Below are 11,541 nucleotides of genomic sequence, written 5' to 3'. Positions count from 1 at the left end.
GCAGCCAATAGGCGCCATCGACGATGTCATGGGCGAGGTCCTCGTCCATCGCCCGGGTCGGCTGCTCCAGCGCGCGGGACGACAGGCGCAGATAGACCGAACCGCCGGTCTCGTCGCGCAGCCAGTTGCGCTCGCCGGGGGCGCCCTCCCCGTCCCGCTGCATGTAGTCGAAGGCCCAGCGCATCACCACCGCCAGTTCATCGGCGAAGGCCGGCTCGAAATAGGCCAGCCCATCCTGGGCCATGCCGATCAGCGGCGTGGCGATGGACTGGTGCGCCCCGCCCTCCGGCGCCAGCGTGATGCCGGACGGGGTCGCCACCAGCATGAAGCGGGCATCCTGGTAGCAGGCGTAGTTCAACTGGTCGGCGCCGCGCATGATGAAGGGGTCGTAGACGGTGCCGATCGGCAGCAGCCGCTCCCCGAACAGGCTGTGCGACAGGCCGAGCGCCGACAGCAGGATGAACAGGTTGGATTCGGCGATGCCCAGCTCCAGATGCTGGCCCTTCGGTGAGAATTCCCAGCTGTAGGTGGAGGGGATGCGCTCCTTTTTGAACAGGTCGGCCAACTCGCTCTTGGCGAACAGCCCGCGCCGGTTCACCCAGGCCCCGAGGTTGGTGGACACGGTGACGTCGGGGGCCGTGGTGACGATGCGCTCGGCCAGCGGCGAGCGCTCCCGTCCGATCTCGTTCAGGATCAGGCCGAAGGCGGCCTGGGTCGACAGGCTCTTCTGCGTCGGCACCGCCAGCGCGGCCGGCACGGCGACCGCCGGTGCCTCGTAGCGGCGGCGCCCCTTCTGTGCAAAGGGAACGCGGCGCAGGAAATCCTCCAGGGCGGAGTCCGGCAGCGAGAGTCCTTCGAAGCGGTCCCACTCATGACCCGCGCGAACCTTGTTGGCGGTGCGGAAGCCGTCCATCTGCTCGCGGGTCAGCAGGCCGGAATGGTTGTCCTTGTGACCGGCCAGCGGCAGGCCGAAGCCCTTGACGGTGTAGGCGATGAAGCAGACCGGCCGGTCGTGGGTGCGGGCCCGGGCGAAGGCCTCCAGCAGCGACGGAAGGTCATGGCCGCCGAGATTGCCCATCAGCCGGGCCAGCTCCTCGTCGCTGCGGCGCTCGATCAGGCGGGTGACGTCGCCCTGGTCGCCCAGATCGTCCATCAGGCGACGGCGCCATGCCGCTCCACCCTGATAGGTCAGGGCCGAATAGAGCTGGTTGGGACAGGTGTCGATCCAGTGGCGCAGCCGCTCGCCGCCCGGCTCCGTGAACGCCTCCTGCATCAGGGTTCCGTATTTCAGGATCACCACGTCCCAGCCGAAGGCGCGGAAGATGTTCTCCAGCCGCTCCCACAGCCCTTCGCGGATCACCGCATCCAGGCTCTGGCGGTTGTAGTCGACGATCCACCAAGTGTTGCGCACGCCATGCTTCCAGCCCTCCTGCAGGGCTTCGAAGATGTTGCCTTCGTCCATCTCGGCGTCGCCGACCAGCGAGACCATGCGGCCTTCCGGCAGGCCGGGCGCCCAGCCCTTGGCCTTCAGGTAATCTTGGACCAGCGAGGCGAAGAGGGTCTGCGCCACCCCCAGCCCGACCGAGCCGGTGGAGAAATCGACGTCGTCCACATCCTTGGTGCGGGACGGGTAGGACTGGGCGCCCTTGTAGCCGCGGAAATTCTCCAGCTTCTCCTGGGTCTGGTTGCCCAGCAGATACTGGATGGCATGGAAGATCGGGCTGGCATGGGGCTTCACCGCCACCCGGTCCTCGGGCCGCAGGGCCGAGAAATAGAGCGCCGTCAGGATGGTCGCCATCGAGGCGCTGGAGGCCTGGTGGCCGCCGATCTTCATCCCGTCCAGGTTGGGGCGGACATGGTTGGCGTTGTGGATGGTCCAGGACGCAAGCCAGAGGACCTTGCGCTCCAGCTCCGCCAGGCAGGCGAGATCGGCGGGGGACGGCTGGTTCGCGGTCATGGGTCTGCTCCCAAACGCAGGTTTATGATTGGAGCAGCCTATCATTTGTGATCCGGCAGATGCTTGCGAAGTGGCGCCGGTCGCGGTTGCGTTTTAGCATCGGATGCCAGGATAAAACGGGAAACGGCATCTCATGCCAAAACAGCCCCTCGACCGCATCGACCGCAAGATTCTGTCCGCCCTTCAGCAGGACGGCCGGCTGCCCAACAACGAACTGGCGGAGCGGGTCGGCCTGTCGCCCTCCCCCTGCCTGCGCCGGGTCAAGGCGCTGGAGGATGCGGGCGTGATCGCCCGCTATGTGGCGCTGGTCGATCCGGCCTCCGTCGACCTGCCGGTCAACATCTTCGTCAGCGTCAGCCTGGAACGGCAGGTTGAGGCGCGGCTGGATGGGTTCGAGGCGGCGGTGATGGCGCGGCCGGAGGTGCTGGAATGCTACCTGATGACCGGCGACGCCGATTACCTGCTGCGGGTGGTGGTGCCGGACCTCGCCAGCTATGAGCGGTTCCTGAAGGAGCACCTGACCCGCATCCCCGGCGTCGCCAACATCCGCTCCAGTTTCGCCTTGAAACAGGTGCGCTACCGCACCGCCCTGCCGCTGGAGCATCTGGGGGAATGAGGCCGCATCAGTCCGCTGCCGCCACCGGCTTGGCGCGGCTGCCGACCAGCGGAACCAGCACCGCCGCGAGCAGGCACAGCGCGCCTGCGGTGGCGAAGGCCGGCAGATAGCTCTGCAGCGCGGTGCGCGACAGGCCGGCGCCGAAGGCCGCCGTGGCGGCGCCCAGCTGGTGGCCGGCGAAAATCCAGCCGAAGACCAGATTGGCGCGTTCCCGGCCGAAGCGCTCCGCGGTCAGGCGCACGGTCGGCGGGACGGTGGCGATCCAGTCCAGCCCATAGAAGACGGCGAAGACCGACAGGCCGTAGAGGGTGAAGTCCGAATAGGGCAGATAGAGCAGCGACAGACCGCGCAGGCCGTAATACCAGACCAGGAGCCAGCGGTTGTCGTAGCGGTCGGACAGCCAGCCCGACCCGACGGTACCGACGAAGTCGAAGATGCCCATCAGGGCCAGAAGACCGGCGGCCTGCACCTCCGGCACGCTGAAATCGACGCAGAGCGGGATCAGGTGGGTCTGGATCAGGCCGTTGGTGCTGGCACCGCAGATGAAGAAGGTCGCGAACAGAACCCAGAAGGCCCGCGTCCCCGCGGCGTCGCGCAACGCTCCCAGCGCGGCCGGCAGGATGGCGCCGGCCGGGGCGGCAGGAGCCGCGGCCCCGACCTCGCCAAAGGCGGACAGGCCGAGGTCGGCAGGGCGGTCCCGCATCAGCGCCAGCATCGCCAGGGCGGCCACGGCGATGAAACCGCACAGCAGGGCGATGGCGGTGCGCCAGCCATAGGCCTCCGTCAGCATCGACAGCAGCGGCATGAAGACCAGCTGCCCGGTGGCCGAGCTGGCTGTCAGCAGCCCGATCACCAGCCCGCGGCGGGCGACGAACCAGCGGGTGGCGATGGTGGCGCCCAGCACCATGGCGGTCAGGCCGGTACCGAAGCCGACGACGAACCCCCACAGCAGGATCAGTTGCCACACCTCCCGCATCGCCAGCGAAGCCAGCAGCCCGCCGCCGACCAGCGTCAGCGAGGAGAGCACCATGCGGCGGACGCCGAAGCGGTTGATCATCGCGGCGGCGAAGGGCCCCATCAGCCCAAACAGCAGCAGGCGGATCGCCATGGCGGTGGAGATGTCGGCGGTGTCCCAGCCGAATTCCCGCTGGAGCGGCAGCAGCAGGACGCCGGGCGCGCCGACCGCCCCGGCCGACACCAGCATGGACAGGAAGGTGACGGCGACAACGACCCAGGCATAATGGATGTCGCGCCGCGCCAGGGCGGCGGCGAGGGGGGTGGACAGCATCGGCTGGGGTCTCCGGGGACTGGCTTGCTATGGGCCCTGTTGGTGGAGCCGGTTATTGAGCGGTCACGCCGCCGTCGATGTTGATCGACTGGCCGGTGACGAAGCCGGCGGCGTCGGAGCAGAGCCAGAGCACCGCCGCGGCGACCTCTTCCGGACGGCCGACACGGCCGACGGGATGGCGCGGCCCCATCACCGCCTCCACTTGCTCGGCACCGCCGAAGGACGCCTGGGTCATCGGCGTCTGGATGATCGCCGGGCAGACGGCGTTGACACGCACGCCGAAGGACGCGACCTCGATGGCCGCGGTGCGGGTCAGCCCCTCCACCGCCGCCTTGCTGGCGGAATATGCAGCGTTGCCGGCCATGCCGATCTGCCCCAGCACCGACCCGGTATTGACCACCGCGCCGCGGCCCTGACGGCGCATGATCGCCAGTTCATGCTTCAGGCAAAGCCAGACGCCCTTCACATTGACGGTCAGGACGCGGTCGAAGTCGGCCTCGTCCATATCGGTGACGGGAGCGACCTGATGGATGCCGGCATTGTTGAAGGCAGCGTCGAGGCGGCCGTGGTCGCGCTCGATCCGCTCGAAGAGGGCGGCGACCTCCGCCCCGTCGGCCACATCGGCGGCCACGAACTGGCCTATGCCGCCGGCCCGGCCGATCAGCTCCACCGTCTCCAGCCCCTCCGCCTCGCGCCGGCCGGTGACGATCACCGTCGCCCCCGTACCGGCAAAGGCCAGCGCCGTCGTCCGCCCGATCCCCGACGTGCCGCCGGTGACCAGGGCGACCCGCCCGCTCATGTCCGCACCGGTCGTGTTCATCGCAACGCTCATGGCCCTCTCCTGTCCTTGGGTCCGGCTTGTGCGCGCCGGCCGGTGCCGGGCGCCATTGATGACGATCATAATCAATTTTGATTTTGATGATGTCCATAATGAAAAAGACGGACGAGCCCGGTTTCCCGGAGCCCCAGCCATGCGCCGCCCGAATGGCGCAACGCCGCAATCGACACCACATCTGCGCGGAACGGACGGGAACCGCGGGAACAGGCGGCGACGGACCGTGAACGCCCACCCAGTCGGGAGGCTTATTCTGGTCTTGGTTGCGACGCCGCCCAACAGCGGCAACCGGAACTGCGCATGGCATCCACCACGCCGCAAATCACCGGTCCGCGGGTCCTTCGGCAGGGCATGTGATGGCCCCGACACAGGACCCTACCCTTCGATTCAGGTTCACAAGGATAAGCTTGACCCTTGCCGCGCAACGGATCATGAAGGCGCGACCATGCCCGTTCATGTAACCGCATGTATCCGGCGCCGTCGGGTCTTCCACTTTCTTTCGGTTGGGCGAATGTTGCTTTCGCAGCGCTTGGGCAGCCCAAGACTTGTCATCTCCCATCGGTACGGGTGCCGGCAAGCCGAGCAGCAAGCATTCGTTAACCATAAAGCGCCACAACTTGAGAGCGGCCGATTGCCGCGTTCAGCCGACCGCCGGGACCGTATGCCGATCGGGTCCGTTTGGCGCCACCGCGCTGATTCCTTTTGGAAGGCTGACACAGCGTGACTCTGCTGACTGCGCGGGCCAACGGCCCGACCGATGTTTCCCCGGCCGGTCAATCGACGATCTCCGCTCCGTGGACCGCAACTCCGACGGTCCCAACGCTGAGCGGCCGGGTCGACCCGTCCCTTCTGCGGGACGAACTGCTGTCCGACATCCCGCAGGCGACCGCTGCGGCGCATCCGGACCGTACGGCCATCGTCTATGAAGGCCGGCGCGTCACCTATGCCGAGCTGGACGCGCGCGCCAACCGGGTCGCCCGCGGCCTGCGGGCGCGCGGGATCGGCCCCGGCTGCTTCGTCGGGCTGTGGATGGCGCGGTCGCTCGACCTGCATGTGGCGCTGCTGGGCATCCTGAAGGCCGGTGCGGCCTATCTGCCTTTCGACGCCGATGCCCCGGCGGAGCGCGTGGCGGTCAGCCTGACCGACTGCGCCGCCCCGGCGATCCTGATCGATCTGGTGACCGGCACCAAGGCGGCGACGCTGGCGGCAAGCGGCGCCGATGTCCAGGTCCTGCGCATCGGCGATGTGCTGAGCGACAGCGAGGAGCCGTTCGACCTGCGGGCCGACGGGGTGACGCCGGACAGCCCGGCCTACGCCATCTACACCTCGGGCTCGACCGGCAAGCCCAAGGGCATCGTCATCAGCCACCGCAACATCTGCCATTACCTGCGCGCCGCCAACAGCGTCTACGGCATCACCGCCGACGACGTGGCGTTCCAGGGCGCGTCGGTGGCCTTCGACCTGTCGCTGGAAGAGATCTTCGTCCCCTATCTGGCCGGCGCCACCCTGTGGGTCGCCAGCCGCCAAGTGCTGGACGAGGCCGACCGGCTGGCCGACGTGCTGACCGAGGCCGGCGTCACCGTGCTGGACACCGTCCCCACCCTGCTGGCGATGCTGCCGAAGGACATTCCCTCGCTGCGCGTCGTCATCCTGGGCGGTGAGGCCTGCCCGCCGGCCGTGGCGTCGCGCTGGTGCCGGCCGGGCCGGCGCCTGTTCAACAGCTACGGCCCGACCGAGGCGACCGTCGTCGCCACGGTGGCCGAGGTCCATCCCGACACCCCCGTCACCATCGGCCGTCCGATCCCCAACTACACCTGCTATGTGGTGGACGAGGCGTTGCAGCCGGTGGCCCCCGGCACCCAGGGCGAGCTGCTGATCGGCGGCCCCGGCGTCGCCCAGGGCTATCTCGGCCGGCCGGAGCTGACGGCGGAGAAGTTCATCGCCAACCCGTTCCGCTCCGGTACGCCAAGCCCACATCCGGATCCCCTGCTCTACCGGTCCGGCGACGCGGTCAGCGTCGATGCCGACGGCAACCTGCGCTTCCATGGCCGCATCGACGATCAGGTGAAGATCCGCGGTTTCCGGCTGGAGCTGGGCGAGATCGAGGCGAAGCTGACCGACTTGGCCGGCATCGCCCAGGCCACGGTGGTCCTGCGTACCGACAACGGCCTCGACCGTCTGGTCGCCTTCCTGGTCGCGCAGCCGGGCGCCTCCCTCGACAAGACGGCGCTGCGCGACGCGCTGCGGGCGCAGCTGCCCGCCTACATGGTGCCCGCGCACTATGAACAGGTGGCGGAACTGCCGCGCCTGACCTCCGGCAAGGCCGACCGCAAGACGCTCCAGGCGATGGCCCTGACCGAGGATGCCGGTGCGGGTGAGCAGGAGGAGCCGCGCAGCCCGACCGAGGCGACGCTGCTGGAGGCCGCCCGCCGTGTCTTCCCCGGCCAGTCGATCCCGCTGGAGGCCGACTTCTTCCTCGACCTGGGCGGCCATTCGCTGCTGGCGGCGCGCTTCGTTTCGGCGGTGCGCGAGACCGCCGGGCTGTCCGGCCTGACCCTCCAGGACGTCTATGGCGCCCGCACGCTGCGGGCGATGGCCGAACGGCTCGATGCCAAGGCGCCGGCGGGGCACGGCGCCAAGCCGGCCGACCTGTCCTTCGATCCGCCGCCGTTGGCCCGCCGGCTGCTGTGCGGACTGGCTCAGGCCGCGGCGTTGCCGATCATCCTGGCGCTGATGACGGTGCAGTGGCTTGGCGTGTTCGTCAGCTACATGCTGCTGTCGGGCGAGGATGCCGGGATCCTCGGCGAAATCACCACGATGTTCGGCGTCTACGTCGTCATCAACATCGCCACCGTCGCCATCGCCGTCACGGCGAAATGGCTGATCATCGGCCGGACCAAGCCGGGCCGCTACCCGCTGTGGGGCGTCTATTATTACCGCTGGTGGCTGGCCCAGCGCTTCATCGCGCTGGTCCACCTGAAATGGTTCCAGGGGTCGCCGGTGATGCGGCTGCTCCTGCGCGCGCTCGGCGCCAAGGTCGGCGCCGATGCGATGATCGGCGAGTTCGAATCCGGCGCCATCGATCTGGTCAGCATCGGCCGCGGCGCCTCGACCGGCGGCAAGGTGAAGATGGCCAATGCCGAGGTGATCGGCAACGAGCTGGTGATCGGCACCATCGAGATCGGCGACGACGCCTATATCGGCACTTCCTGCGTCATCGGCCATGATGCCGTCGTCGGCAAGAGCACCGAGCTGGCCGACCTGACCGCGCTCGCCGCCGGCACCCATACCGGCGATTACGAGCAGTGGGACGGTTCGCCCGCCCGCAAGGTCGGCACCGTCGACCGCGCCGCCCTTCCCGAGGAGCCGCGCGCCGGCATCGTCAAGCGCGCCGCCCAGACGCTGATCTATCTGGTCGCCCTGGTCGGCCTGCCGCCGGTGGCGCTGATCCCGATCTTCCCGGCCTTCTACCTGTTCGACAAGCTCGACGCCTGGATGGGCGGGGTGTTCAAGGTCAACTACCTCTACTATGTCCCCGCCATCGCATGGCCGACCGCCATGTTCCTGGTGGCCTTCACCGTGCTGCTGATCGCCGCCATGCGCTGGATCGTGCTGCCGAAGGTGGAGGCCGGCTCCTACTCGGTCCACAGCTGGTTCTACGTCCGCAAATGGGTCGTGGCGCTGGCGACCGAGGTGATGCTGGAAACCCTCAGCTCGCTGTACGCCACCGTCTACATGCGGGCCTGGTACCGCCTGATGGGTGCCAAGATCGGCCGCGACGCCGAGATCTCGACCAACCTCGCCGGCCGCTACGATCTGGTGGAGATCGGCGAGAAATGCTTCATCGCCGACGAGGTGGTGCTGGGCGACGAGGACATCCGCCGCGGCTGGATGCATCTGCAGCCGGTGAAGACCGAGGCCCGCGTGTTCGTCGGCAACGACGCCGTGGTGCCGCCGGGCGCCTCCATCCCCACCGGCACGCTGATCGGCATCAAGTCCAAGCCGCCGGCGAACGCCGAGATGCAAGCCGGCGACACTTGGTTCGGCAGCCCGCCGATCAAGCTGCCGGTGCGCCAGAAGTTCGACAACGTGTCGGCCAACTGGACCTTCGAGCCGTCGCGCGCCCGCCGTCTGGGACGCGCCGTGTTCGAGGCGTTCAGCCTGTCGATGCCGTCGATGCTGTTCATCACCTTCGGCACCTTCGCGGTGGAGTTCTTCGCCCCCGCCATCCTCGACCAGCGCTGGGGCGCCTTCGCCTGGCAGTTCCTGGCGGTCAGCGTCGCCATCCCCGTGGCGATGGTGCTGGTGGTGGCGCTGGTGAAGTGGCTGCTGATGGGCCGCTACGCCCCGACCATGAAGCCGATGTGGTCCTGGTGGGCCATGCGGACCGAGGCGGTTGCCGTGCTGTATTGGGGTCTGGCCGGCAAGGTCCTGCTCGACCATCTGCGCGGCACGCCGATGCTGCCCTGGGTGCTGCGCCTGTTCGGCACCAAGTTCGGCCAGGGCGTCTACATGGACACCACCGACATCACCGAGTTCGACTGCGTGTCGGTCGGCGACTATAGCGCGATCAACGCCCTGTCGGCCTTGCAGACCCACCTGTACGAGGACCGTGTGATGAAGGTCGGCCGGGTGTCGGTCGGGACCGGCGTCACCGTCGGGGCCGGCGCCACGGTGCTCTATGACACCCATGTCGGCGACTTCGCCCGCCTGGGCCCGCTGACGCTTGTGATGAAGGGCGAGGAAATCCCCGCCCACGGCGAGTGGGTGGGCGCTCCAGCCGAACCGGCACCGCAGGCCCATGCGACGGTCGACAAGCGGGTGAGGGCGGCGGCGTAAACAGCCGGCGTCAGTGAGTGGAAGAAAAGGCTGGTATTACCATTGCGGTGTACCGGCCTTTTCTTTTGCCTGTCTTCGGCCCTTCAGTCATCTGACGACAAACCGTCGCGCGCTGTTACTCCTGCCGGTGGTTGTCTCCGCGCGGGAGCGGTGTATAAGGGGGGCCGAGCGCGGCCTGCCCCCTTCGCGCGCACGGCCGGGCCTTGTGCCCTGCGGAGGCGAACGGCGGCCGTTGGATCGTCATGAAGGAACGCCCCAATGCCCGACGACATCGCCTCAGCCCGCGGCCTGTTTCCGCTCGCCAAGGACGACACGACCTACCGCAAGCTGACCTCGGATCACGTCTCGGTCGTCGAGTTCGACGGCGAGCAGATCCTGAAGGTCGAGCCGGAAGGTCTGCGCCTGCTGGCCGAGGCTGCCTTCTCCGACATCAACCATCTGCTGCGGCCGGGCCATCTGGCCCAGCTCGCCAAGATCCTGGACGATGGGGAAGCGTCGGCCAACGACCGTTTCGTGGCGCTCGACCTGCTGAAGAACGCCAACATCGCCGCCGCCGGCACCCTGCCGATGTGCCAGGACACCGGCACCGCCATCATCATGGGCAAGAAGGGCCGCCGCGTCTGGACCAAGGGCGGTGACGAGACCGCCCTGTCGGAAGGGGCCCGCGACGCCTACCTGAAGCGCAACCTGCGCTACAGCCAGCTTGCGCCGATCTCCATGTATGAGGAGAAGAACACCCGCAACAACCTGCCGGCGCAGATCGACATCTATTCCGAGGGCGAGGACTATTACAAGTTCCTGTTCATGGCCAAGGGTGGCGGGTCGGCCAACAAGACCTTCCTGCATCAGGCCACCCCGTCGGTTCTGGCGCCCGACCGGCTGCTGAAGTTCCTGGAAGACAAGATCCGCTATCTCGGCACCTCGGCCTGCCCGCCCTACCACCTCGCCATCGTCATCGGCGGCCTGTCGGCGGAACAGAACCTGAAGACGGTGAAGCTGGCCTCGGCCCGCTATCTCGACAATCTGCCGACCGAGGGCGGCGAGGACGCGCACGCCTTCCGCGATCTGGCGATGGAGGCCGAGGTCCACAAGCTGACCCAGAACATGGGCATCGGCGCCCAGTTCGGCGGCAAGTATTTCTGCCACGACGTCCGCGTCATCCGCCTGCCGCGCCATGGCGCCTCCATGCCGATCGGCATCGGCGTGTCCTGCTCGGCCGACCGTCAGGCGGTGGGCAAGATCACCAAGGACGGCATCTTCCTGGAGCAGTTGGAGACCGATCCGGCCCAGTATCTGCCGGAGATCGGTGACGAGCATCTGTCGAGCGACGTCGTAAGGATCGACCTGAGCCAGCCGATGGAGCAGATCCGCGCCACGCTGAGCCAGTATCCGATCCGTACCCGCCTGTCGCTGACCGGCCCGCTGATCGTCGCCCGCGATCTGGCCCACGCCAAACTGCGCGCCCGCCTGGACGCCGGCGAGCCGCTGCCGGACTATTTCAAGAACCATCCGATCTACTATGCCGGCCCGGCCAAGACGCCGGAAGGCTACGCCTCGGGCTCCTTCGGGCCGACGACGGCCGGCCGCATGGACAGCTTCGTCGACCAGTTCCAGGCGGCGGGCGGCTCCATGGTCATGCTGGCCAAGGGCAACCGCAGTGCGGAAGTGACGGCGGCCTGCAAGCAGCATGGCGGCTTCTATCTCGGCTCCATCGGCGGTGCCGCCGCCCGTCTGGCCCAGGACTGCATCAAGAAGGTGGAGTGCGTCGAGTATCCCGAACTCGGCATGGAAGCCATCTGGCGCATCGAGGTGGAGGACTTCCCGGCCTTCATCATCGTCGACGACAAGGGCAACGACTTCTTCAAGGAGTTGAAGCTCGCCTGACCCTGTCTGACAGGACGTGAAGGGGCGCGGCGCCTTGCAGGAAGGCACCGCGCCCTTTTCCCTGCCCGCTTGCGGGATGGCACCTGGGGCGCCTATCTTCATCGCATCGGGATCGGGGCATC

Annotated in this window: 6 protein-coding genes (1 of these 6 running past the window's edge); 3 read left to right on the top strand and 3 right to left on the bottom strand. The window is 67.9% G+C overall.

Annotation, left to right across the window (positions count from 1 at the left end):
- A protein-coding gene (locus TSH64_RS15200) for a transketolase (RefSeq protein ID WP_109446089.1) crosses the window boundary here: on the bottom strand, positions 1-1,957 show its 5' portion. 455 nt of this gene lie to the left of the window's left edge; the window shows 1,957 of its 2,412 coding nt (coding positions 1-1,957); it begins with the start codon at positions 1,955-1,957; its stop codon lies beyond the left edge, outside the window.
- A 133-nt stretch (positions 1,958-2,090) separates the two neighbouring features.
- Here TSH64_RS15200 and TSH64_RS15195 point away from each other — a divergent pair, with 133 nt between their 5' ends.
- The gene (locus TSH64_RS15195) at positions 2,091-2,573 is read left to right on the top strand and encodes an Lrp/AsnC family transcriptional regulator (RefSeq protein ID WP_109446087.1); all 483 of its coding nucleotides are present in this window, start codon (positions 2,091-2,093) and stop codon (positions 2,571-2,573) included.
- A gap of 7 nt (positions 2,574-2,580) precedes the next feature.
- On the opposite strand, the gene TSH64_RS15190 is transcribed toward TSH64_RS15195, so the two are convergent.
- Entirely contained in the window at positions 2,581-3,861 is a 1,281-nt protein-coding gene (locus TSH64_RS15190) for an MFS transporter (RefSeq protein WP_109446085.1), read from the bottom strand.
- 52 nt (positions 3,862-3,913) lie between these two features.
- A complete protein-coding gene (locus tag TSH64_RS15185) occupies positions 3,914-4,693 on the bottom strand; it encodes an SDR family oxidoreductase (RefSeq protein ID WP_247872949.1) in 780 nt (259 codons plus the stop codon).
- A gap of 723 nt (positions 4,694-5,416) precedes the next feature.
- On the opposite strand from TSH64_RS15185, the gene TSH64_RS15180 reads away from it, so the two are divergent.
- Positions 5,417-9,535, top strand: a complete 4,119-nt coding sequence (locus TSH64_RS15180; protein WP_109446083.1) for a Pls/PosA family non-ribosomal peptide synthetase — start codon at positions 5,417-5,419, stop codon at positions 9,533-9,535.
- A gap of 258 nt (positions 9,536-9,793) precedes the next feature.
- Positions 9,794-11,419 carry a fumarate hydratase gene (locus tag TSH64_RS15175; RefSeq protein WP_109446081.1) on the top strand — a complete coding sequence of 542 codons (1,626 nt, stop codon included), beginning with the start codon at positions 9,794-9,796 and terminating at the stop codon, positions 11,417-11,419.
- Positions 11,420-11,541: the final 122 nt, after the last annotated feature.

Source organism: Azospirillum sp. TSH64, from assembly GCF_003116035.1.
In the GTDB taxonomy this organism is placed as follows: Bacteria; Pseudomonadota; Alphaproteobacteria; order Azospirillales; family Azospirillaceae; genus Azospirillum.
The sequence above is the reverse complement of the archived record's forward strand: the minus strand, read 5'-3'. Positions and strand labels throughout refer to the sequence as shown.